Source organism: Anaerobacillus sp. QJM3NY_32 (assembly GCF_056173645.1).
Genome location: NZ_CM149684.1, coordinates 918,036 through 941,186, shown reverse-complemented (window position 1 = coordinate 941,186; position 23,151 = coordinate 918,036). Strand labels below are relative to the sequence as shown.

Annotated in this window: 22 protein-coding genes; 2 read left to right on the top strand and 20 right to left on the bottom strand. The window is 41.6% G+C overall.

Annotated elements, in window-relative coordinates:
* Window positions 1-216 precede the first annotated feature (216 nt).
* The 5 genes from AC0VYH_RS05085 to AC0VYH_RS05065 all read right to left on the bottom strand — a co-directional run bounded on the left by AC0VYH_RS05085 (window position 217) and on the right by AC0VYH_RS05065 (window position 2,488).
* Window positions 217-510: a TIGR04104 family putative zinc finger protein gene (locus AC0VYH_RS05085; protein ID WP_430243594.1), complete on the bottom strand. Its 294-nt coding sequence runs from the start codon at window positions 508-510 to the stop codon at window positions 217-219.
* 22 nt (window positions 511-532) lie between these two features.
* Window positions 533-718, bottom strand: coding sequence for a hypothetical protein (locus AC0VYH_RS05080; RefSeq protein WP_475368541.1), 186 nt, complete (start codon window positions 716-718; stop codon window positions 533-535).
* 29 nt (window positions 719-747) lie between these two features.
* Window positions 748-1,320: a DUF4825 domain-containing protein gene (locus AC0VYH_RS05075; protein ID WP_475368540.1), complete on the bottom strand. Its 573-nt coding sequence runs from the start codon at window positions 1,318-1,320 to the stop codon at window positions 748-750.
* Between the two features lie 128 nt (window positions 1,321-1,448).
* A complete protein-coding gene (locus AC0VYH_RS05070; protein ID WP_475373383.1) occupies window positions 1,449-1,847 on the bottom strand; it encodes a VOC family protein in 399 nt (132 codons plus the stop codon).
* 209 nt (window positions 1,848-2,056) lie between these two features.
* Window positions 2,057-2,488: a VOC family protein gene (locus tag AC0VYH_RS05065; protein WP_475366738.1), complete on the bottom strand. Its 432-nt coding sequence runs from the start codon at window positions 2,486-2,488 to the stop codon at window positions 2,057-2,059.
* A gap of 249 nt (window positions 2,489-2,737) precedes the next feature.
* On the opposite strand from AC0VYH_RS05065, the gene guaC reads away from it, so the two are divergent.
* Window positions 2,738-3,721, top strand: a complete 984-nt coding sequence (gene guaC / locus AC0VYH_RS05060; RefSeq protein WP_430243601.1) for a GMP reductase — start codon at window positions 2,738-2,740, stop codon at window positions 3,719-3,721.
* Between the two features lie 270 nt (window positions 3,722-3,991).
* Entirely contained in the window at window positions 3,992-5,479 is a 1,488-nt protein-coding gene (dacB, locus tag AC0VYH_RS05055) for a D-alanyl-D-alanine carboxypeptidase/D-alanyl-D-alanine endopeptidase (RefSeq protein ID WP_475373382.1), read from the top strand.
* Window positions 5,480-5,728: 249 nt separating this feature from the next.
* On the opposite strand, the gene AC0VYH_RS05050 is transcribed toward dacB, so the two are convergent.
* From AC0VYH_RS05050 to AC0VYH_RS04980, 15 genes are all read right to left on the bottom strand, one after another.
* On the bottom strand, window positions 5,729-6,109 hold the full coding sequence (locus AC0VYH_RS05050; RefSeq protein WP_475373381.1) for a hypothetical protein: 381 nt from the start codon (window positions 6,107-6,109) through the stop codon (window positions 5,729-5,731).
* Between the two features lie 535 nt (window positions 6,110-6,644).
* Window positions 6,645-6,839: a hypothetical protein gene (locus AC0VYH_RS05045; RefSeq protein WP_430243606.1), complete on the bottom strand. Its 195-nt coding sequence runs from the start codon at window positions 6,837-6,839 to the stop codon at window positions 6,645-6,647.
* A gap of 172 nt (window positions 6,840-7,011) precedes the next feature.
* Window positions 7,012-7,767, bottom strand: coding sequence for a putative hydro-lyase (locus AC0VYH_RS05040; protein ID WP_475373380.1), 756 nt, complete (start codon window positions 7,765-7,767; stop codon window positions 7,012-7,014).
* Between the two features lie 13 nt (window positions 7,768-7,780).
* Entirely contained in the window at window positions 7,781-9,127 is a 1,347-nt protein-coding gene (gene accC / locus AC0VYH_RS05035) for an acetyl-CoA carboxylase biotin carboxylase subunit (protein ID WP_475373379.1), read from the bottom strand.
* 10 nt (window positions 9,128-9,137) lie between these two features.
* On the bottom strand, window positions 9,138-9,614 hold the full coding sequence (gene accB, locus AC0VYH_RS05030) for an acetyl-CoA carboxylase biotin carboxyl carrier protein (RefSeq protein WP_475373378.1): 477 nt from the start codon (window positions 9,612-9,614) through the stop codon (window positions 9,138-9,140).
* A 13-nt stretch (window positions 9,615-9,627) separates the two neighbouring features.
* A complete protein-coding gene (locus tag AC0VYH_RS05025) occupies window positions 9,628-10,578 on the bottom strand; it encodes a 5-oxoprolinase subunit C family protein (protein WP_475373377.1) in 951 nt (316 codons plus the stop codon).
* On the bottom strand, window positions 10,571-11,344 hold the full coding sequence (locus AC0VYH_RS05020) for a LamB/YcsF family protein (protein ID WP_475366730.1): 774 nt from the start codon (window positions 11,342-11,344) through the stop codon (window positions 10,571-10,573). Before AC0VYH_RS05020 ends, AC0VYH_RS05025 begins: the two co-directional genes overlap by 8 nt.
* Window positions 11,331-12,077, bottom strand: coding sequence for a 5-oxoprolinase subunit PxpB (gene pxpB / locus AC0VYH_RS05015; RefSeq protein ID WP_475373376.1), 747 nt, complete (start codon window positions 12,075-12,077; stop codon window positions 11,331-11,333). The genes AC0VYH_RS05020 and pxpB overlap by 14 nt, the downstream gene beginning before the upstream one ends.
* A gap of 18 nt (window positions 12,078-12,095) precedes the next feature.
* Window positions 12,096-13,325: an NRAMP family divalent metal transporter gene (locus tag AC0VYH_RS05010; protein WP_475373375.1), complete on the bottom strand. Its 1,230-nt coding sequence runs from the start codon at window positions 13,323-13,325 to the stop codon at window positions 12,096-12,098.
* Between the two features lie 138 nt (window positions 13,326-13,463).
* The gene (locus AC0VYH_RS05005; RefSeq protein WP_475373374.1) at window positions 13,464-14,840 is read right to left on the bottom strand and encodes a sigma-54-dependent transcriptional regulator; all 1,377 of its coding nucleotides are present in this window, start codon (window positions 14,838-14,840) and stop codon (window positions 13,464-13,466) included.
* Complete coding sequence (locus tag AC0VYH_RS05000) at window positions 14,841-16,526, bottom strand: sensor histidine kinase (protein WP_475373373.1); 1,686 nt, start codon at window positions 16,524-16,526, stop codon at window positions 14,841-14,843.
* Complete coding sequence (locus AC0VYH_RS04995; RefSeq protein WP_475373372.1) at window positions 16,526-17,935, bottom strand: sodium:solute symporter family protein; 1,410 nt, start codon at window positions 17,933-17,935, stop codon at window positions 16,526-16,528. Before AC0VYH_RS04995 ends, AC0VYH_RS05000 begins: the two co-directional genes overlap by 1 nt.
* Before the next feature lie 173 nt (window positions 17,936-18,108).
* Entirely contained in the window at window positions 18,109-19,641 is a 1,533-nt protein-coding gene (gene galT / locus AC0VYH_RS04990) for a UDP-glucose--hexose-1-phosphate uridylyltransferase (RefSeq protein ID WP_475373371.1), read from the bottom strand.
* Entirely contained in the window at window positions 19,638-20,804 is a 1,167-nt protein-coding gene (locus AC0VYH_RS04985; RefSeq protein WP_475366724.1) for a galactokinase, read from the bottom strand. Before AC0VYH_RS04985 ends, galT begins: the two co-directional genes overlap by 4 nt.
* Window positions 20,801-23,056, bottom strand: coding sequence for an alpha-galactosidase (locus tag AC0VYH_RS04980; protein ID WP_475373370.1), 2,256 nt, complete (start codon window positions 23,054-23,056; stop codon window positions 20,801-20,803). The genes AC0VYH_RS04985 and AC0VYH_RS04980 overlap by 4 nt, the downstream gene beginning before the upstream one ends.
* Between the last annotated feature and the right edge of the window lie 95 nt (window positions 23,057-23,151).

Genomic DNA, 23,151 nt, shown 5'->3' with positions numbered 1-23,151 from the left:
ACGAAAAAGTATGGTTTTAGTTCCAATAACCTCTATTATCTCGAATTCAAGTCTTCCATAATCCTGCCCTTATCTTGAAGACTACAACAACCTACTAATCCTTTATTGATTAATATATGTACCCTCTCTTAAATGCCCTTTCTATACCTACTACATTCCATCTACCCTCGTGAGAAGCATCATCAACTGATGAAAATCCAATTGACTTCCTCTCATTCACCAAAGTGGTTCCTCTTCGTTACTTAACTGGTAATACAAAGGAGAAAGAAGAAGAATGAGTACTAGTAAAGCAAAGGAAAAACTCAAATAGAACCATAAGGAAAGCCTATAAATTGAAGTAATCGCAAGAGGAATAACGACTAGCATTGATGTATAACTCGATCGTTTTCTCGATTTTGCAGATAGATATTGGTTTGCGTCACAGTTTGGACACCTGGCCTTTGCGCGATAAATTAATCTTAATGCTTCCTTCCATTTCCATGTATAGCCACAAGTCTGACAAGTTGGCATGATCTCTTCTCCCTTCTTTCTTTTATTTCTCACAAGAAAAACGCCAATTTATGCCCAAAAGATCTTTTTCTAAATTGACTTTTCCTCCTACTTCTTTACATCCTTCAACCGCCATATCCATAGCTCGGTTGTTATTATAAGACGCCAATCCAATTATCAATAGGATAAATGCTAGCGGAAGGACCATGATGTAACGAACTTTCTTCATTTATTTAACACCTACTTTTACATCACTAATCAATTAAAATAGTCCTCATAGTTATTTGCCATTTTCTCTAATTCTTCTTCATGCTTTTTCACATATTCCTCGGCGAATGTTTCCTCCATAAGCTGCTCCTCGCTTGGAAATTCACCAAATTTGCTCGTTAATGTGGCTACCATTTCATCTCTCGTTATTCGGAAGCTCTCATCTTGCACTCGAAATTCATATTCTTTGGCGTTCGGCACTAAGATCGTTAAGTAAATCGCGTTATAATGGAAAATCCTCTGAGCGCTGTTTGCTCCATCAAACCAGGTAGAATTGAAGTCTAATTCAGAACTTGCTCGCTCCTCGTCATATGTCACGCTTATCTTTTGATCAGATAAATCAAATTTATTAACTGTTCCGCTTCCCGGAAGTTGCGCTAGAATGGCTAGAACAGCTGAATTGTCCCCAACATATGTCCCGCTAAATTTCAGCAATTCCACCTGATCGATTCCACCAATCGTTTTCACACTCTGTTTATCCGACGACGCATTTCCACTGGAGCATCCAGTCACTAACAGAAAAACGAGTATGATCGACAACCATTTCGTCTGTTTAAAGTACATCTTATTCTCCTTACTGATATTCTTTTATCCTACTTTATTTACGATGGAAACTACTTGGAAGTTTCAATAATTAACCAAAAAGGTAACTCTACTGTGATGAGAGTTACCTTTAAAGCCCGCACATTTGATTACGGCATTTTCTCCATGTCCATATACAACACATTCCATCGATGACCATCTAAATCAATGAACCCTGCTCCATAGAGCCATCCATCTGTTAAGCCGGGTTTGGCATAGATTGCTCCCCCTGCCTTTTCCACGTTCTTTATCATTGCATCTACTTCTTCTCGATCTTCCGCTCCAATTGAAAAAAGCACTTCCGTCGCTTTCATAGAATCCGCTACTCTGTGATGGGTAAACGTTTCAAATTTTGAAGCAGGAAACAGCATAACCTTCGTCCCTTGAGCACCGATCACTACTTGAACACCTTCTCCAATGGCCTGAGCAGCAAATCCGATCTTTGTAAAAAAAGCTTTCGACTTTTCTACATTTTGCACAGGAAGGTTCATCCACAAATCAGTCGCCATCTTTACTCCTCCTTAAAAGCTTTACTAAATAAACTTCTTTGGGTTCCTCACCTTAAGAGAAAGGATTGTACCGCAATTAACACAGAAACAAGCATCAACCGGAGAACTTTTCGCAAATCCTTTTTTCTTAAATAATGAGCCGTACCCAGTAAATTCTCCTGTTCTCGTTTCTTTTTCGCCACACTCAGGGCAACTTTTTTCATTTTCCTTCATCGTTTCATACCCTGCATCTTTTTGACTTGATCAGCATGAAACGGGGAATCTACCACTTCACTAACTACGCTAAAAGAATTATCATCGAGGTCAAAGAAATCAAAACATGTCATGCCCCCGAATTGTTCAAGCTCATTCGTTTTAACACCGCTCTTATTGAGCTTCTCATAAAAAGCTTCAATATCATCAACAAGAAAATTGAAATAGCTATTCCGACGTTCTGCTTTGATGTGAAATTCAGTTGGCTGAACGTTCTCCACTTTCACTAACGCAAGCTGAGTCGAATCATTTGGAAAATAGAAGCCGACACCTTCAGCCAATCCTTCTCCCCACTCTTGAATTTTATGAATACCTAGATGCTTTTCATACCATTTCACTGATTTTTCAAGATCCGTGACTGGTATAAAAATACTGCCAACTCGTATCATAAGACCAACTCCTTTTTATGCTCACTCTTTCTAGAAAACACTTTTTACTATACTGTTCCACTAGACGTATTTCTTTTGATTCCTCTTCTAATTTTCCATATTCTTCGTTCGAATCCCTTTCTTTTCCTCCTCATATGTAAAGGATTTCAAGAAAATCTTTGACAATTACAATGAATTCCTGTAAATTATCAAATGGACGAACATTTAAATTAAATTAAAACGTATTATTCGTTTTTAGGAGTGAATCTCATGGAAAACGTATTCGATTATGAAGATATTCAACTAATTCCCGCTAAGTGTGTCGTAAACAGTCGATCAGAATGTGATACTTCCATTAAGCTTGGCAAGCATACATTTAAATTGCCGGTCGTACCTGCAAACATGCAGACGATTATTGATGAAACAATTGCCGTTACTCTGGCTGAAAAAGGATATTTCTATGTGATGCACCGTTTTGAACCGGAAAAGCGTATCGCTTTTATTCGTGATATGAACGCTCGTGAGCTCATCACCTCTATTAGCGTGGGCGTCAAAGAGGAAGAATACACGTTTATTGAACAGCTTAAAGAGCAGGGCCTAGCACCTGACTATATTACGATTGATATCGCCCACGGGCATTCAAATGCGGTCATTGAAATGATCGGTCATATTAAGAAGCACCTCCCAGAAAGCTTTGTGATTGCTGGAAATGTTGGCACGCCTGAAGCTGTCAGAGAGTTAGAGCACGCAGGTGCTGACGCTACGAAAGTCGGCATCGGACCTGGTAAGGTGTGCATTACGAAGATTAAAACCGGCTTTGGTACTGGTGGCTGGCAGCTCGCAGCTCTACGCTGGTGTGCAAAAGCAGCAACAAAACCAATCATTGCAGATGGCGGTATTCGTACGCATGGCGATATCGCTAAATCCGTTCGTTTTGGTGCTTCGATGGTGATGATCGGTTCTCTCTTTGCAGGACACGAAGAATCACCTGGTGAAACGTTCGAACGAGATGGCAAGCTATACAAAGAATACTTCGGTTCTGCCTCTGAATTTCAAAAAGGCGAGAAGAAAAACGTTGAAGGTAAGAAAATGTTCGTTGAGCATAAAGGAGATCTTCAAGACACGCTTACAGAGATGGAGCAGGATCTTCAATCGGCGATTTCTTATTCAGGCGGAGACAAGCTAGAATCAATTCGTACGGTAGATTATGTCGTAGTGAAGAACTCCATTTTTAATGGAGATAAAGTATATTAATGAAGTGGGGGCAGTTGCTAATATGCAGCTGCTTTTTTGTGTTTTCATGATTATAGGCTTATTTCACTATTTTTCTCAGCTAGGGCATGTGTAAAAAGATTCAACTTTGTTGAAATGAAAGGGGATTTGAATGTGTTACACGAAAGGTTTAAATTGTAACGACCATTTAGTTAATTAAACGGAGGTGAACAAAATTAAGTAGAGTTCCTTCTACAATGTATTTTAGTTGAAACCATATTTGATCATACTAAACAACGAGGAGATGATGAATTGAAACAAACACTGAAAAGTTGCTTAATCATATCGCTGCTATTCCTCCTTATCTTCCCCCCTCTCACTTCTCATCAAGATGCAAGTGCAGACAAAACAAACAGTACTCTCTCAACACAGTTAAATGATATCCTATCAAATAAACTTCTAGATGGCGCAATCGCAGGGATAAGCGTCCGAGCGGCTAATACAGGTGAGTTAATCTATGAGAACTATGGCGAAACCCGGCTCACTCCTGCCTCTAATATGAAATTATTCACCGCCGGAGCTGCACTTGAAACACTTGGTCCAGACTACCGGTTTAGCACTGAACTGCTCACTGATGGAGAACTCAAAAAAAATAACCTTAAAGGAAACATTTATCTAAAAGGAAAAGGAGACCCTACCCTTCTTAAAGAAGACTTTGATGAACTTGCACAATCTTTAAAAGAAAAAGGTGTACATAAGATACAAGGTGATCTCATAGGCGATAACAGCTGGTATGACGAAGAAGCTCTCTCACAGGATATGGTTTGGTCGGATGAAGACAACTATTATGGTGCCAAAGTTTCAGCATTAACAGCTTCACCAAACGAAGATTACGACGCGGGTACGATCATTGTTGAAGTTTATCCTGGAAAACAACCTGGCGATCAAGCTGATGTTCAACTTTCACCTTCTTCCGATGTCCTAACAGTTGAAAACCGTGCCATAACAGTCAAGGCGGACAAGGATGCCGAATTAACTATTTCACGAGAACATGGATCGAATACAATTTTAGTAGAAGGTGAAATTTCTGAAGATGCCTCACGTAAGCGTGAATGGATTGCGGTATGGGATCCCCCGCAATATGCACTGAGCTTAATGAACCAATCACTAAAAGAAGCTGGAATTAAATTCAAGGGTGACATTCAACAAAGCAAAACACCTGAAGATGCGACTCTTCTCATTGAAAAGAAATCCATGCCATTATCGGAGCTTCTTATTCCATTTATGAAGCTAAGCAATAACGGTCATGCTGAAATATTAGTGAAAGAGATGGGGAAAGTGAAGAAAGATGAAGGCAGTTGGGAAGCTGGATTGGAAGTAGTGACAGACTTTCTTCAAAAGCAAGGCCTTCACACCGACGATATGCGTCTGCGAGACGGTTCAGGTATCTCTCACGTTACATTAGTTAAACCAAATCAGCTTTCCAAATTTCTATTTAACGTCCAAACCGAAAGCTGGTTTGACCCCTTTTATCGTTCTCTTCCAATTGCAGGCGATTCAGATCGATCTGAGGGCGGTACGCTACGATATCGCATGAGAGACACAGCTGCAGAACAAATCGTCCATGCCAAAACCGGATCATTAACCGGCGTCTCTTCCCTTTCAGGATATGTGGAACAAGGGAGCGGCCTCGTCTTTTCCATTTTACTGAATCAATTTGTTGAAGAAGATGACATCAAGGACATTGAAGACGAAATCGCTATAGTGCTAGCAGAGTACTCTACTGAAGGAAAAGAATAAGATTCACAGGAAGCCGTTCGGTTTTGAAATCCAAAAAAAAGAAAATTGAAACACATGATGCCCCCAGAGTTTCACGTTAATTTTTTGGGGCATCTTTTTTATTCTAGGGAAGTACACTTCGTTAAAATCGCTGCTATACCATTTGGGGGAATAAGCAGGATATCATAATGACAATAATGCTATCTGAACTGCTCTTTTTCGTCATTTTAGGGCAACATTCATTATGTATTCTCCTTTTTCAAATGTTTTTTAATAAGATTTCTTTTTGAGAAACATCACATCACTAAATGCGATGCCCATCGCTAGTCCAAATGAGGTGAAAAATTCATATCCGGTTATCTCCGATGAAGTAAAATATGAGAACAATAGATTCATAACGCTTAGACCCGCAAACCATTTGAGAAATGTGCCTGCCCTCTCTTTTAATTCGTACTTGTTTAGCAGTCTCATTTTCCAAATAGTTGAAATTACAAAGTACAAAATAGAAAGAAAAAAGACACCTAAACACCCGAGCACCATTTCGCTTGAATACGCGTATCCATCTCGCCAATAAATAAAGATCATCACTGTTCCTATACTGATCAAAATGAGACAAAACATCCCAACAGAAAGCCGATTAGCTTTTGTCATTATAGTTAACACCTCCCCTTTCCATTTTTTCACTTATACGTTATTTTGTCATTGTAAAGTTATAAAATAAAAAAGCCATTCCTATTTGGAAGTGACTTTTTACTAAAATTTATTCTTTTGAAAATCGAAAGACAAAAGAACCTAGCGTCTTTCCGATCAGACCTAGAAGCAATAGCTCAATGGAGGCTAAGTACCATTCCCCGAGCATAATCACTTGCAACACGATACAGAAAAGCAGTGCCGCTCCCATAAGAAGAGAGAAGGGATAGGATTTACTATGCTTCCTAGTAAAGCTGGATATCGATGCCGTAACATTGCCATACCCAAACAATACGATCGTAATAAGGGGGAGCACTCCTCAATTTTAAAAAGGAAGAATCCCCTGCCATTCCGGTGGATAACTAAAAAAAAGCCCATGCCAGCTAACATATAAACGCCTGTCGAAATGGCTCCGAGTGCTATTAATAGATTGTATAACCCAGCTATATTCCCAATTGATCTTCTCACCATTTCGTGCTTTCCCCTTTATCTAAAACTACATCATTTCAAGAAAACTCCCATTCAATAGCAGCACAATATCTCCGATCAATCCGATACAGAAAAAAATAAAGTAGTAGCTTGCTTTCGTAATCGTTTTATTAAAAAGCTCTTGAAAAGCTTGAATAAACAGCTGTTCAAATTTAAACCAGCTTAAGATCCAACCAATAAGTAAGAAGCTAACAATTGTCATGATTCACACCCCTCCCACTTTTGGCGAAACGTTCAATCGATCTCTTTTATTTTATCATATGATCTAAATGACCTAATCTCTCATAACGAAGACAATCTAAAAAAGTTCGATCGTTAGCACAACTTATTTACTGTGCTATCGAACCGAACTTTTTTCATCAAAATACTGCCAACTATTCTTTTTGATCGGTAATGAGCATGTGTCCTGGCGCATGCGTGATCATAATCTCAGGCTTCACGTTTAACCCAACATATTGAGGTGTAACGCCACACGCCCAGAAAACTGGGATTCGCTCTTCTTCGTCAAAAGGGGTAAATTCCCCGTAATCCGGATTCTCTATGTTTTCAATGCCTATTTCTGATGGATGGCCCACATGAATCGGCGCTCCGTGCGCAAGCGGAAACTTCGATGTGATGCATATCGTTTCATCGAGCTCTTCTTTCTTAATCGCTCTCATGCTTACAACCATCTCCCCATTGAAGCGACCCGCGTCTTCACAAGGAATCGTCGTTTGATACATCGGAACAACGCGGTTCATTTCCTGATGCAACAAGCTGATTTCTTTTTCAACGAGCGCTCGTTCAAACGTAAAGCTGCATCCAAGCAGAAACGTAACGAAATCATCTTGCCAGACGTCTTTTAGATCAAGTGCTTCCCTTTCTAGCTCGCCATTTTTATAAATGCGATACTTGGGCAGATCTGTTCGAATGTCGGCATCAGCAATACGAGGTGTAACCTGACCTGCTTCAAGAACATCCACGACAGGGCATGGCTTTGGGTTGCGCTGACAAAATAAAAGAAACTCGAACGCATACTCAGCCGGAAGCGTAATCATATTCGCCTGTAAGTAACCATCACATTTACCTGAGGTCGTTCCACTATCTAGATTTTCACGATACTGCTGTCGCTGTGTATAAGGGGTTTCCAACACGTCATCTCCTTTATAGCTCTTTATAGATCTCAAGAAACTTTGTATTAAAATCACCTTCAACGAACTTCTCATGCCTTAGTAATTTTTGATGAAAGGGAATCGTTGTTTTCACACCTTTGATCATAAATTCACTGAGTGCCCGCTTCATACGCTGCATCGCTTCCTCACGAGTAGCGCCGTATGTAATAAGCTTCGCTACCATCGAATCATAGAACGGTGGAATCACGTAACCTGGATAAACAGCTGAATCAACTCTCACGCCAAAACCGCCTGGAGGTAAATACATTTCTACTTTCCCAGGTGATGGCATAAAACCGTTTTCAGGATCTTCTGCATTGATCCGGCATTCGATTGACCATCCCTTCAAACTCACTTCATCCTGTGTGAGGGAAAGTCTTTCACCATCGGCCACTTTAATTTGTTCTTTAATCAAATCAACGCCAGTGACCATCTCTGTTACAGGATGCTCCACCTGGATCCGTGTGTTCATCTCCATAAAATAGTAGTTTCCATTAACGTCATAAATAAATTCGACCGTTCCTGCCCCAGCGTAGTTCACAGCTTTAGCTGCCCGAACAGCTGCATCTCCCATCGCTTCACGAATCGATTGATCTAAAGCAGGTGAAGGTGTTTCTTCAACGAGCTTCTGCATACGTCTTTGAATCGAGCAGTCTCGCTCACCGAGATGAATCACGTTACCATACAAATCTGCGATAATTTGAATTTCGATATGGCGAAAATCCTCAATGAACTTTTCAATATAGACACCCGGATTACCAAACGCTTTCTCTGCTTCCTGCTGCGTCATGTTAATCGCTTTAATCAGTTCTTCTTCCTCATGTACGACGCGAATTCCTTTGCCGCCACCGCCTGCAGTTGCTTTAATAATAATGGGATATCCCATTTCACTCGCAAGCTCAAGCGCTTCTTCTTTCGTTTCAATAATGCCGTCTGAACCAGGAACAACTGGAACACCTGCTTCTTCCATCGTCGCTCGCGCAACATCTTTCGTTCCCATGCGATTAATGGCTTCTTTACTAGGACCAATAAACGCAATGTCACAGTCTTCGCAGATCTCTGCAAAACTAGCATTTTCTGCAAGAAAACCGTATCCCGGATGAATAGCATCTACGCCGCTATTTACGGCAACAGTCATGATATGCCCAACATTTAAGTAGCTTTCACTTGAAGATGTTGGTCCAATACAGTAGCTCTCATCTGCTAGTTGAACATGAAGCGCGTCCCGATCCGCTTCTGAATATACCGCTACAGCAGTAAGGTTTAGCTCGTGGCAGGCGCGAATAATGCGAACGGCGATCTCGCCTCGATTTGCAATTAGTACTTTATGAATACCCATCTGATCCCTCCTATTCTGGCTTTACTAAGAATAGCGGTTGACCAAATTCAACAAGGTCACCATTCTCGACAAGAATTTCGATGATTTCTCCATTCACATCTGCTTGCACATCATTGAACATCTTCATCGCTTCTAGTACACAAACAACGGTTTCTTCCTGAACAGCATCCCCTACTTGGATAAAGGCGGGATCATCAGGTGAAGGTGAGGAGTAGAACATCCCAACCATTGGTGACGTAACGGTATGAGTGCTTTCTGAGATCTCTTCCTCGTCTTGACTCGGGATAACATTAGCCTGCCCGCGCTCCTCTACGGCCGTTGGTGTGACATTAGCAGACTCCTGCTCTTCTCTTTTAACTTGGCCATCTCCGTAAGGATTCTGGTTTTTCACTTTTACTACGAAGCTATCATGTTCATAATGAACCTCATCTACAGTTGAACCATCCACATATTTAATCATTTCAATAATTTCTTTTGAACTTAACATGTTGTATTCTCCTTTATCGACGGGGATTAGACACTTTACCTAACGTACGCATAAAACGATCATTCTCTTCATAAGCTTCTTGCGCTTCTTCTACAGTTACTTCACGAAAACGAATCGTGCTACCTGGCATCGCTTGAGCAAGATATGGAATGTCACTTGAGATAACAGTGGCGATTCGTGTATAACCGCCGGTTGTTTGACGATCAGACATAAGAATAATTGGATCGCCACTAGCAGGCACCTGAATCCCGCCAAGCGGAATGGCTTCAGAAATAATATCGGCTGAATCCGCGTGCTCGATTTTCTCACCTTTCAAGCGAAAGCCCATTCGATCTGATTGCGGCGTCACTTCATAAGGGGTAGATAGAAAGGTATCGGTCCCTTTTTCAGTAAAAGCATGAGGTCCCATGACAACGCGTATATCGAGCTCTCTATGGTAGTCAGGAATTTCTTCAGGATGAAGGGCACGTCCGCTAACTCCTTTGATTTCTTCCGCACGACAAAGCACGTCACCTTTTTCAAGAGCTCGTCCTTCAATACCGCCAATCCCTGCTTTTAAGTAGGTGGATTTACTGCCCATAACGAATGGAACATCGTAGCCGCCTGCTACGCTGATATATAACCTTGCTCCTGAAAGCGGCTGCCCAAATTCAAGCCGATCTCCTTCTTTTACTTCGAAGCTCTTCCACATTTGAACCTCTTCACCGTTCACTTTTGGGGAAAGGTTACCGCCACAGATCGCTATAACAGCCTGATTTAACACTTCTAATACAGGGCCCATAACTGTTACTTCAAGAACCGCTTCATTCCCTTTGTTACCAACAAGAAAATTAGCGATATTCATGGAAAAAGGATCCATGGCTCCTGATACAACAATGCCATACTGCTGATATCCTTTTCGCCCATCGTCCTGAATGGTGGATAAAAGACCTGATTTTTTTACTTTAAATAGTGAGTTAGACACTGGCATTCACTCCAACACGTTTGATCTCTATTCCATTTTCCTCGATACGTTCTCTCAATTTCCGAACAAAAAGCAGCGCCTCAGGCTCATCTCCGTGCACGCAAATCGTATCAGCTTGAATACTAATATCGCTGCCATTGACGGCGGTTACTTTCCCTTCTGTTATCATGCGAATGACTCGTTCCACAGCTTCGTCCGCATCATGAATCATCGCATTCGGCTCCGTTCTTGGAGTCAACGTACCATCTTGTTGATACGTACGATCAGCGAAAACTTCTTCCGCAACGGTTAACCCGCATGCTCTTCCTGCCTTCACTAATTCGCTTCCTGCTAATCCGTATAAAACGAGGTTCGGGTTAACGGCATAGATAGCGTTTGCAATCGCTTTGGCTATAGCAGCGTCTTTCGATGCTTTGTTATAAAGCGCACCGTGAGGCTTCACGTGATAAACAGTGGCTTGATGGACATTCGCAACACCCTGAATGGCACCAACTTGATATGCGACGAGGTTATATACTTCATCAGGTGACATGTTCATATCTCGCCTGCCAAACCCTCCAAGATCAGGAAATCCCGGATGTGCACCAATGGATACCCCTAGAGACTTGGCTAACTCGACTGTTTTCATCATGACATTATGATCTCCCGCATGATAACCGCACGCGATATTGGCTGATGAAATAAAAGGAAGAACATTCTCATCATTACCGATTTTGTACGCCCCAAAGCTTTCTCCTAAATCACTATTTAAATCAACTGACTTCATGATATCCCACCTTCTTCTCTTCGGTTTCAACAACATAGTCTCCACGCTTAATCGCTTCTTTGATTTCTAGAAATTCTGTTTTACTAACAGAAACAAAACGTAAGTAATGACCTGATTCTAATAAGATCGGTGACTCACTTGTCGGGTCATACAGCTTAACAGGCGTTTGTCCAATAAGCTGCCAGCCACCTGGTGATTCTAGCGGATAGACGCCCGTTTGAGCTCCAGCAATACCAACAGATCCAGGCTCTATTTCAGCACGTGGATTTTCACGTCTTGGCGTTGCGATTTCTTCAGACATTCCTCCTAGATAAGGAAATCCAGGGACAAAGCCCATCATGTAAATAAGGTAATCTTTATCAGCGTGAATTGAGATCACTTCTTCTTTACTTAATCCGTTATGCTCCTCTACAAACTCTAAATCGGATCCTACTTCATCCCCATAATAGGTTGGGATGATATAAACAAGAGAAGCAGATTCTGCTTCTCTTCCATGTTGTTGTTCGTTCATTTCCTCAAGCTTTTCTTTCATTGTACTGTAAGAAATTTTGCTTGGAAGATAATAGATCGTTAACGTTGTATAAGCTGGCACCCATTCTTCCACTCCATTAATAGGGTGCTGCGCAAGTTCGTCTGCAAACATTCTTATTTTCTGATTCGTTTCTTCTGATATCTCGGTACCAAATACAAGCTGAATGCCCGTATCACCAAGCGGATAATAATCAAGTTTCACACATGTTCCTCCTAACAATTAAGAAAAAAGCTGTGGCACTTTATCAATAAGTGTAACGATGGCTAAATAAGCGGTAATAAGGAAGACAAACCCACCAAAGATCGTTAGCCATAGCGGATGCCTGTAATCCCCTACGATTGATTTCTTATAAGCAGCTACAAGGAGCGTCCCAAGAGCAACCGGTAAAATCAATCCGTTAAATGCTCCAGCAAGGATCAGTAACAGAACCGGCTTTCCGATGAAAGTGAAAATGATCGTCGATACGGCAATAAATCCAATCGTTACTCCTGAATGATGACGATCCACTTTCTTCGATAGCGTTCTTAGGAACGAAACAGATGTATACGCCGCGCCAACGACTGACGTAATTCCTGCTGCCCAAAGAACAACACCAAACATTTTATAACCAATCGCCCCGGCTGCTTGTTGAAATACAGAAGCAGGCGGGTTGGCTGGATCTAATTTAAATCCTGTTGAAACAACACCTAACACCGCAAGGAATAAAAAGACACGCATGATCGACGCAATTAAAATTCCTGAAACAGAGCTTTTCGTCACCTGATGGAGGTTTTCTTTACCTGAAATCCCGGCATCAAGCAGACGATGTCCCCCTGCAAACGTAATGTATCCGCCAACTGTTCCACCGACTAATGTAATAATCGCAAACACATCAATTTTATCTGGCGCAAATGTATGCGTAATCGCATCTCCGACTGGTGGATTACTTTGGAACGCTACGTACAATGTAAGTAAAATCATAATTCCACCGAGAATTCGTGCGATTTTATCCATCGCCACGCCAGCTTCCTTCGAAAGGAAAATCCCAATCGTAATCACGCCTGTAATCGCTGCACCGATACGAGGATCAATGCCAAAGAGAACATTCATTCCGAGTCCGGCACCACCGACGTTCCCAATATTAAAGGCAAGTCCACCAAGCGCTACGGCGAACGCAAGAAAATAGCCGAGTCCAGGGACAACCATGTTGGCGATGTCTTGACCTTTTTTCTTAGATACTGCAATGATTCGCCAAATATTAGCTTGTACACCAATGTCTAAAATAATGGACATTAGAATAACAAACCCAAAGCTTGCTAGAAGTTGTTCGGTAAAGACAGCCGTCTGGGTTAGAAAACCTGGTCCAATAGCTGATGAGCCCATTAAGAAGGCAGCGCCAAGAATGACACCCCATTTGCTTTTCGTTGGACGATTCTCTATTGATAAAGGTTCTTTATTTTTCGAAGCCATCAAATTCCCCCTTTTTTATATGATTCATCCGTTACATGAATCGATGCGTTTTTTCTCTTACCTCTACGATATCACGTAATTTTCAGATAATTTTATAAGATTCCGCACAAAAAAACCGCCCATATCGGGCGATTTCGCTCATGTTATATCGTATTTATCAATTCGACGCTGCAGGGCATACCGACTAATGCCTAGTAGCTTACTGGCCTGCGTAATATTCCACTTCGCGTCTTGAATCGCTTTCTCAATATATTTCTTTTCAATTGATTCAATATGATCTTCTAATGAAAATTCCTTATCGAAGACAACCTCTTCAATTGATTTCGATCCTTCTACTTGTCCTTCAACTGGGTTTAAGAAGTCAAAATGATGAGCGGCAAGCTCATCTTCTCGGTGTAAAATGGCAATTCGCTCAATCGTATTTTTGAGCTCTCTGACATTACCTGGCCAATCATAGTTCAACAGTCGCTTTTTCGCATCCGCTCGGAGCATTGGCGTTTCTTTCCTCATTTGCTGACAAAATTCATTTAGGAAATAATCTGTTAGCATGACGATATCATTCTCACGTTCACGTAAGGGAGGTAGCTTCACTGGTACGACGTTCAATCGATAATAAAGATCGGACCTAAACTCCTTCTCCTGTATCATCTTTTCAAGAGAACGGTTCGTTGCAGCAATCACACGCACGTCCATTTCAATATCGTGCACACTGCCAATTCGCTTAATCTTCTTATCTTCTAAAAAGCGCAGGAGCTTTACCTGAATATCGAGTGATAAATCACCGATTTCATCAAGAAATAGTGTTCCGCCATCTGCCCATTCCATTAACCCGATCTTCGGTTGAGACTGATCTGGTGCACTATTTTTTTCTCGACCGAAAAGTTCCATTTCAATGAGATCTGAAGGTATACTCGCACAGTTCACTGCAACAAAAGGTCCTTCATGACGATGGCTTTGTTGATGGATACTTCTTGCCACAAGCTCCTTCCCTGTCCCCGTCTCTCCTCTTACGAGCACAGTCGTATCATTGCTCTCTGCAATAAGAGAAATTTTGTCTTTCAACTCGTTCATTTGTTCACTTTCGCCGATCATTCGAACTAGTTTGGTTCTTCGCTCCTCTTCTCTATATCGCTCCACTTCTTTTTCAAGATGGTGCTGTTTCATCCATTTTTCTAGGGTGATTTTCAGTTCTTCGAGTTCAAAAGGCTTTGTTAAATAATCAAAAGCCCCTTCCTTGATCGCACGAACGGCCGTCTTTGCATCACCGTACGCCGTGAGCATCATCACAGCCATTTCGGGATAATGCTCTTTCCACTTGTGCAGGGAATCAAGACCATTCCCATCTGGTAAGCGAATATCTAATAGCAGCACTTGAGGACTAAATTCATCCACTAACGTCCAGCCTTCTTCAAGCGTTGAGGCGACTCGCACTTCATAACCTTCATCTTCAAGGAACATCTGGAGTGTAAGACGAAGCGTTGTTTCGTCGTCTATAATCCCTACTTTCACGGCCATCTAAACCTCCCCCTTCCTCGTTGGAAATGTGATAAAGAACGTCGTGCCTTTTCCAAGGGTACTTCTTACATCCATTTCCCCATTATTCTGAACGACTAGCTGATGAACGATCGACAAACCAAGCCCTGTTCCTTCAGAACGTGTTGTAAAGAATGGATCAAAGATCTTCTCCATCACAGAATCTTCCATACCTATGCCATTATCTGAGATCGTCATCGTTACATTCGCTCCGCTTCGGTAACTTGAAAGCGTCAGTTTGCCGCCATCAGGCATAGCGTTGATACCATTTAGAATTAAATTCAATAGAATTTGACGAAGATGATCGCGGTCTACGATGATTTCATCTTCGTTTCGTTCAATCTCTAGCGTGACATTCTTTTCGCTTGCCACTGTCTGCATGAGTAAGACAAGTGAATGAAACGTATCATCTACATGAATGACAGAAGGATTCGTGTCCATTGGCCTTGAGAATTGGAGAATATTTGTAATGATTTTATTCACACGATCAATGTCCAACATCATGTTCTCTGTCAACGCAAGCTGATCTTCTGACAACTCAAGTCTTCGTGTTAATAGCTCTGTCGTCGTTTTAATGCCAGCTAGTGGATTCCGAATTTCATGAGCAATTCCGGAGGCCATTTCACCTAATGAAGCAAGACGAGACATTCGCTCCACGCGCTGCTCTAATTTTCTTCTATGTGTAATGTCTTCAAATGTAATAATGGATCGCTGCTTTTCTGTGGTGTTTAAGACTTTATAACTCACCGCATAGAACACTTTCTCTTCATGTCGTTTATGATTCCAGATTTCTTCACTTCTTTTTTTCGTTTCGTGAATCGTTAATTTCTCAAACCGCTCTCTTAAAAGAGGGTCTTCCTTCATCATCGTCTGAGCCGCTTCATTGTAGACAGAGCTAGCTCCTTCTATTACAAGAACGATGCCAACGTGAACACTATCCAAAATCGTTTCATTCAACTTCTTTATTTTCTCAATTTGGACATTTCTTTCATCAAGTGTTTGCACCATTTCTTTTAAAGAGGTTGAAAGCACGCCAATTTCATCTTTACGATTCTCTTTCATATGAAGATCGTCCTCTCTCTCACCAAGAGCAATCCTTTTGCAAAAAGCAGCAAGGTTTTTGATTGGTTTTGAAAGGTGATAAGAAAGAATAATCGTAAACTGAACGGCAATCACACCTGTAAAAATGCTAATTAACAGCGTATATTTTTGAATATTCGGGAGTGATCCGGAATAGAAAGAGAATGTCAGCGGATGATAAAGTGTCCAGTTCCACTGCTCTAGCTGCTCTGTTAGCACGGTGTTTTCTGTCCATAAATTGGACCTAGCTTCTCCGTTGTACCAATCTATTTCATTCGGTTGAACGACTTCCCCCTCTGAAGATAGGGTGCCATCTTCTTCTTCTACATACAAACCTTTCGTTTCATTAATCATGATTTTGATCAATGACTTCGCATCTTCTTCACTCATATCTCCGTTCTGAACACGTTCATTGAGCTTATCCGCATAGCGATTAAGACTAATCAACTGCTCTTGAGCTGTTGCCTGTTTTAATTGTTTCTCAGACTGATAGCTCGACCACATCGAGACAGCACCAATGATAAAGATCGGTAGCAGAACGATAATTAAGAAAGGGACTAATATTTTACGTTCAATAGAATGACGCATTAGGAAGATCTCCCCCCTTTCCAAAAGAAGAAAAATCCTGCTATCGTAAGGGACGGTAGAACGGGATGATAAGTTGCCTGAACCTCCTGCGGAATAAGAAGAAAGGCAATAAGATAGGTGATTAAGCCTCCGAAAGATGAACGAAGGGCATTTCGTTTCGCCACTTTCGTGTACAGCCCCCCGTATAAAGGGAAAAACAACGAAACGGCAATGATCCCCCATATATGTCCGCTAAATGGAACGATTCCCTCCGGCGGAGTGAATGCAATAATGAGCGAAAACGTCGCAAATATAAAAATCATCCAGCGCGTCCATGAAATCACCTTTAGATCAATCGCTTTTTTCCTGCGGATCGGAAGCGTGATATCATACACAAAGCTCGTCGCCATAATAAGAAGCTGAGAATTAGCCGTAGAAATGGCAGCAGCGACAACGCTAATAAGCAAAATCCCCTTCAAAGGCGTTTGGAGTAAATACGTAATAATAAAAGGATAAATTTCATCTGTACTACTAAACGAGACGTTAGGATCCAATACTCTTGAACCTATCCCAATGACAAAAATAGAAAAATAGATAAGAACTAAAAAGACCGTACTCGAGATGACCATCTTTAACGCCACTTCTTTTGATCGAGACGAAAGGATCCGCACGGCGTATTGAGGATTTGCCGCAACACCAATGCCGAGTGATAAGAACGCACTCACTAGCGCCCAGAACGATAAGCCCCCCTCAGGAAACAGAGCCAAATAAGAATCATCCCTTCGATCCGCAATCGCTGATAGGCCCGTCATCAATTCATATAGCCCTCCTATTTCACCCACAATAAATAGAGCTCCTAGCATCGTTCCAAACAGTATTAAACAGAAATGAAAAATATCCGTACGGGCAACAGAATGAAGACCACCAAACGTCGTGTACAGAACAAAAATATAGATCAAAAACACACTTACCGTATAAGGCACTTCAAGCATTTGACTAACCACAATACCAAACCCTCGGATTTGGATCACAACGTATAAGAGATAACTAACACTAAGAATAATTCCAACCCAAACTTGCAGTAGCTTTGAATCATAACGTACTAAGAAAAACTCTGGAACCGTTACAACGTTATATGTATAGAGTTTTGTTGAAATAAAAAACAAGCCGATTAATCCAAGCAACCAGGCAATAGCCGTTGTCCAAATAACGGACATACCCCCTTCATAAATCAAACCTGGTAGACCAAGAAGCGATGCTGCACTAAACCAAGTTGCGCAGAAGGACGCAATACTCGGAAACAAAGGCAGATTTCTTCCCGCTAGAAAGTAACCTTTCAGCTCATCCGTTTTATCGAATCCATGTTTACCAAAGATAAGAATAGCAATGGTATAGATGAGGAAAACACCTAGATAAAGTAATTCATCCATTTAGCTCCTCCCTTCAAACGTTGTAAATCTATGGATGCCTTAGCGTAAAATAGCTCATTCGTTTCAGGTTTCATTATATACAACATATTGTTGAGACACCAGAAACGAAGGAATGATGGGGTTCGAACTACAAAAAAGGCCGCTACCTTTTGGTAACGACTTTTTTGATCTATTTAGTTAGTCACCTGGTTTATGAAACGTCTAAACGCTTGCTGACCTGCTTCATCTTGTTTAAATACTCCCGCATGTTCTAGAACAGTCGAGAAGATTAAACCAATTTCATGTCTAAGCGTGTCACGTAACTGATCCTTCGATAGAGATCCATGTTTCTTCATCACCTTTTTTGCCCAAGGTACATGCTTCGCTACCACTTCATCATGAAATGCGCGATCAAGAAGATGATCTTCTATATAAGAAGCGAGCTTTTCCATTTCTTCTATAAGACGCCCGGGCAGAACCGCAAGACCCATGACTTCAATCAAGCCAATGTTTTCTTTCTTAATATGATGCACTTCTTCATGTGGATGAAAAATCCCCATTGGATGTTTCGCGCTCGTTCGATTATTTCGTAACACAAGATCTAGCTCGAATTGATCTCCGCGCATTCTTGCGATTGGGGTGATCGTACTATGGGGTTCTCCATCTGTTTCATGTACTAAATTGACATCATGATCAGTATATCCTCTCCACGACGTTAGAATTGTATTCGCAAGCTCCGTTAGACGCTTCCGATTCCTTCCTCGTAAGCGAAGCACGGACATCGGCCAGTTTACAATCCCAATCGTCACATCCCGATAGCCGTTAATGTGAACTTCTTCCTGAATCTCCGCTTTCGCCATTGGGAATTCATGATGCCCTCCTTGGAAATGATCGTGACTTAAGATCGATCCACCGACAATTGGAAGGTCCGCATTGGAACCGATAAAGTAATGAGGGAACTGTTCAGTAAAATGAAGTAAACGATCAAAACCTTCTTTAGAGATCGTCATCGGACGATGGTACTCAGATAAAATGATTGCATGCTCATTGTAATAAACGTAAGGAGAATACTGAATGTACCAATTTTCTCCCTCAAGGTTCACTGGAATGATTCGATGCTGATCGCGCGCTGGATGATCAAGTCTTCCGGCATACCCGACATTTTCTTTGCAAAGCAAGCATTTCGGATAGGCTGAAGATGGATTGGCTTTTGCTGCTGCGATCGCTTTAGGATCTTTCTCAGGCTTTGATAAGTTTATCGTGATTTCAAGGTCACCATACTCTGTCTTACTATACCAATGCACATTCTTCGCAATTCTGTTCGTTCGAATGTATTGCGAATCCTTCGAAAGCTGATAGAAAGTATCTGTCGCTTTGATTGGACTGTACCCGTAATCTTCATAAAACTGACGTATGGTCTCTGACGGTCGTGGAACGATTGTATTCATAATTTTAGGATCGAACAGATCACGCTCGGTAACGGTGTCTTCTTTTATTAAACCTGTCATCACCGCATAATCAAGCATGTTCTCAAGGATAGATGTTGGTGTGTCGAGCTGCTCTTCGTGTGGATGCGGAAACGATTCAATTCCATTTAATTCAAAAAGGTGTAGAAGAGCGTTTCGAGCGTAATCGGCATCCATACTTTCGATCAGCTGTTTTTGCAAACCGTATTGTAGAAGGCGCTCAATCTCTAAATAAATATTCGGTCTCTTTTGATGCCTCATATTCCTTCCACCACCTTGTGAGCGCCGTCACCGATTTCAACAACATAGAAGTCTCCTTCAAGACCTGTTTGATGTTTGTAGCTTTCACCAACGTTTTTAATGAAGGCCTCGACCTTTTCCTTCTCCACAATACTGATCGTACAGCCTCCAAAACCAGCGCCTGTCATTCGTGACCCAACGACCCCTTCCTTCCAAGAAGCTTCCACCATCGCATCTAATTCATTCCCTGTTACTTCGTAATCATCACGTAATGAGACATGCGATTCATTCATGAGCTTTCCAAACGCCTCAACATCGCCTTCGTTCAGAAAATCAACAGCTTTCATCGTGCGACGATTCTCATAAACCGCATGACGCGCACGCTTACGAGTTTTAGTATCTAGAATCAAGTGCTTATAAGCTTCGAATTGCTCTTCTGTCACATCACCTAGCGAGTTAACGTCAAGCTCTTCTTGCAAAGCTTTGAGAGCCTGTTCACACTGCAATCGGCGTTCATTGTATTTGGAATCGGCTAGTCCTCTACGCTTATTCGTATTCGCAATAACCAATGAATGATCTTCTAGACGGATCGGGGTGTGCTTATACGTAAGCGTGTCACAATTCAGAAGAACTGCATGATCCTTTTTCCCCATACCAATTGCAAACTGATCCATAATTCCACAATTGACTCCAACAAACTCATTCTCTGCTTTTTGAGAAAGCTTTACCATTTCAACCATTTCAATTGGAACATGAAAAAGATCCCTCAGTACGACAGACGTGGCTAGCTCGATTGATGCAGAAGATGATAGACCGGCTCCATTTGGAATATTGCCGTAATAGGCAATATCGATGCCATGCGGAATCGAATAGTCCTGTTGAAAAAGAGCGATGACTCCCTTCGGATAATTCGCCCAATCATCCTCGTCGTTATAAACGAGCGAGTCCAATGAAGATTCTATGATTCCATGACTTGGAAAGTTCATGGAATAAAACCTGACCTTCTGATCCTCACGTTTTCTTGCAACGGCATACGTACCAACGCTTAAGGCACACGGAAAAACATGTCCCCCGTTATAATCCGTATGCTCGCCAATTAAATTCACTCTCCCAGGAGCAAAAAAGAGAGCCCGCTCTTCTTCCGCTCCGAATTGTTTAATAAATTCCTGTTCAAGTTGCTTCATACTTCTCCACCTCTATTATTCTGATCCGTCTCGACTAATACAAATACGTGAGAAGAAAAATCTCCTGATTCTTCCAAACCACCTGTTTGTGATCCATCATAACCGCTTGATAATTGAATTCCAGCGCTCATTAATTCATCCCCAAAGTAAGTTCCTTCATAGCCGCTTACTTCGTATTCTTTCTCTGCAGCAAGCCCCTTTAAGTACAAACGTTTAAATGACGGGTTAGGCTCCGCAAGTACTTGATAATATCCAACGATAGCTTTCGTTCGATCGCCTGATACACTCATCCAACTTGTGACATTTCCTTTCTGTTCAAACGGACTTTTTAATCGATAGAATGTTCCGTATTGAAGGAGTTGGCGGTTCTCTTTATACCAGCGGATTTGCTCGGTCATTTTATTCAACTCATCTTTATTCATCTTCGTCACGTCGAGCTCATACCCAAACGCGCCAAAGTAAGCGACATTCGCTCTTGTCTCAAGCGACGTAATTCGTTTCACCTGATGATTCGGCACAGCTGATACATGCGCTCCCATACTGCTCAGCGGATAAACCAACGATGTTCCATATTGAATGCTAAGTCGCTCCATTGCATCTGTGTCATCACTCGTCCACGCCTGTGGGGCGTAATAAAGCATACCGGGATCAAATCTTGCCCCTCCGCTTGCACATGATTCAAACAGGACGTGTGGAAAAGCTTCGATTAAACGTTCATACAGCTCATAAACACCTAAAATATAGCGGTGTGGTACTTCCGCCTGCTGATTTTTCAGAAGCGATAGCGAACCGATCTCCGTCATGTAGCGATTCATATCCCACTTCACATAGTCAATGTTCGCTTCATTTAAAATCGTAGCCATCTGTTCATAGATGTAATCCACCACTTCCTGATTCGCAAAATCAAGTACAAGCTGGTGCCGCCCAATAGACTTTAAGCGTCCCGGCACTTGAATGACCCAATCTGGATGTTTCTGATAGAGTTCACTTTCTTTTGATACCATTTCAGGTTCAAACCAGAGTCCAAACAGTAGCCCCATATCATTCATCTTTGAAGCAAGATTTGATAATCCTTCAGGAAGCTTCTTAGAATCCACAAACCAATCACCAAGAGAGGTCCGATCGTCATTTCGCTTACCAAACCATCCATCATCTAATACAAACAGTTCGACCCCTGTTTCCTTCGCTTTTTCAGCAATGCTAAGTAGTTTATTCTCATCGAAATCGAAATACGTCGCTTCCCAATTGTTTAGTAAAACAGGACGTTCCGCATCCCGCCACTTTCCACGCGCAAGGCGAGATTGATAGAGATCATGATATGTTTGGCTGAGCTCATTTAACCCATGTTTGGAATAAGCCATCACCACTTCAGGTGTTTGAAAACTAGCGCTACTTCCTAACGTCCATGAGAAATCAAATGGATTAATTCCCATTGTCATTCTTGCAGTTTGATAGTGATCCACTTCAACCTGCGCCTGGAAGTTCCCACTATAGACGAAGCTAAATCCGTAGACTTCTCCAGTATGTTCCGTTGTCATTGGTCTTTTTAATGCAAGAAACGGATTGTGCTGTGCACTACTAGTTCCACGAGTACTTTGAATGCTTTGAATACCTGGGCTAAGCTTCCGTTCGGACATATGACGCTCTCTCGACCACGAACCTGATAGCTGAATCATTTCATAGTCCGCATCTGGAAAATCAACTGAGGCACTATGTGCTCGTTTGATTACGTGAGGCTCTTCTCCATGATTTGTAAACAACGCTGAGCGAGTGATGACATTTCTTCCATGGTAAATAGAATACATCAGCGAAAGAGAAAGATTCATCACTTTATCGTACAAATGAATCACTAACGTATCTGCCTCCTCTTCGTCCTCAACATATGTAGCGGGCAAACCTGATAAACGAGGCTTTCCTTTTACTAGTTCATATGATTGATAGGTGAAATCTGAAATGCGACTTCCATCTGGATGTTCGATTTGAAAAGCAGGCTCTCGATAGTCTGACGTTCCATACCCTGGATATTCCTGTTTTATTAAATCTAGTGAAAAGGTTGAGTCATCATCGTAAATGTAAGAGGATGTCACTCTAGATTCTCGTTTAGATAAATGGCTGAAATCTGATCGATTTCGGATTTTTTTCCCAAAATACAGCTGTCCGAGCTGCCCATTTTTCATAACATGAAATACATAGCTGACTTCTTTTCCTTGTAAGTGAAACTGAAGTGTTTGATCATTAATCATTACTGGCATAAACGTACCTCCGTCTTCTAATCGAAAACGTTTTCACATCCTCGTTTTCGTATCCACATCTAGTTTAAAAAAATCCCTATATCTGATCAATGGTA

What these genes read in the sequence shown, in the direction of transcription:
- AC0VYH_RS05085 (WP_430243594.1), bottom strand. Translation starts at nt 510, where the DNA reads ATGCCAACTTGTCAGACTTGTGGCTATACATGGAAATGGAAGGAAGCA.
- AC0VYH_RS05080 (WP_475368541.1), bottom strand. Translation starts at nt 718, where the DNA reads ATGAAGAAAGTTCGTTACATCATGGTCCTTCCGCTAGCATTTATCCTA.
- AC0VYH_RS05075 (WP_475368540.1), bottom strand. Translation starts at nt 1,320, where the DNA reads ATGTACTTTAAACAGACGAAATGGTTGTCGATCATACTCGTTTTTCTG.
- AC0VYH_RS05070 (WP_475373383.1), bottom strand. Translation starts at nt 1,847, where the DNA reads ATGGCGACTGATTTGTGGATGAACCTTCCTGTGCAAAATGTAGAAAAG.
- AC0VYH_RS05065 (WP_475366738.1), bottom strand. Translation starts at nt 2,488, where the DNA reads ATGATACGAGTTGGCAGTATTTTTATACCAGTCACGGATCTTGAAAAA.
- guaC (WP_430243601.1), top strand. Translation starts at nt 2,738, where the DNA reads ATGGAAAACGTATTCGATTATGAAGATATTCAACTAATTCCCGCTAAG.
- AC0VYH_RS05050 (WP_475373381.1), bottom strand. Translation starts at nt 6,109, where the DNA reads ATGACAAAAGCTAATCGGCTTTCTGTTGGGATGTTTTGTCTCATTTTG.
- AC0VYH_RS05045 (WP_430243606.1), bottom strand. Translation starts at nt 6,839, where the DNA reads ATGACAATTGTTAGCTTCTTACTTATTGGTTGGATCTTAAGCTGGTTT.
- accC (WP_475373379.1), bottom strand. Translation starts at nt 9,127, where the DNA reads ATGGGTATTCATAAAGTACTAATTGCAAATCGAGGCGAGATCGCCGTT.
- accB (WP_475373378.1), bottom strand. Translation starts at nt 9,614, where the DNA reads ATGTTAAGTTCAAAAGAAATTATTGAAATGATTAAATATGTGGATGGT.
- AC0VYH_RS05020 (WP_475366730.1), bottom strand. Translation starts at nt 11,344, where the DNA reads ATGAAGTCAGTTGATTTAAATAGTGATTTAGGAGAAAGCTTTGGGGCG.
- AC0VYH_RS05010 (WP_475373375.1), bottom strand. Translation starts at nt 13,325, where the DNA reads ATGGCTTCGAAAAATAAAGAACCTTTATCAATAGAGAATCGTCCAACG.
- AC0VYH_RS05005 (WP_475373374.1), bottom strand. Translation starts at nt 14,840, where the DNA reads ATGGCCGTGAAAGTAGGGATTATAGACGACGAAACAACGCTTCGTCTT.
- AC0VYH_RS05000 (WP_475373373.1), bottom strand. Translation starts at nt 16,526, where the DNA reads ATGCGTCATTCTATTGAACGTAAAATATTAGTCCCTTTCTTAATTATC.
- AC0VYH_RS04995 (WP_475373372.1), bottom strand. Translation starts at nt 17,935, where the DNA reads ATGGATGAATTACTTTATCTAGGTGTTTTCCTCATCTATACCATTGCT.
- galT (WP_475373371.1), bottom strand. Translation starts at nt 19,641, where the DNA reads ATGAGGCATCAAAAGAGACCGAATATTTATTTAGAGATTGAGCGCCTT.
- AC0VYH_RS04985 (WP_475366724.1), bottom strand. Translation starts at nt 20,804, where the DNA reads ATGAAGCAACTTGAACAGGAATTTATTAAACAATTCGGAGCGGAAGAA.
- AC0VYH_RS04980 (WP_475373370.1), bottom strand. Translation starts at nt 23,056, where the DNA reads ATGCCAGTAATGATTAATGATCAAACACTTCAGTTTCACTTACAAGGA.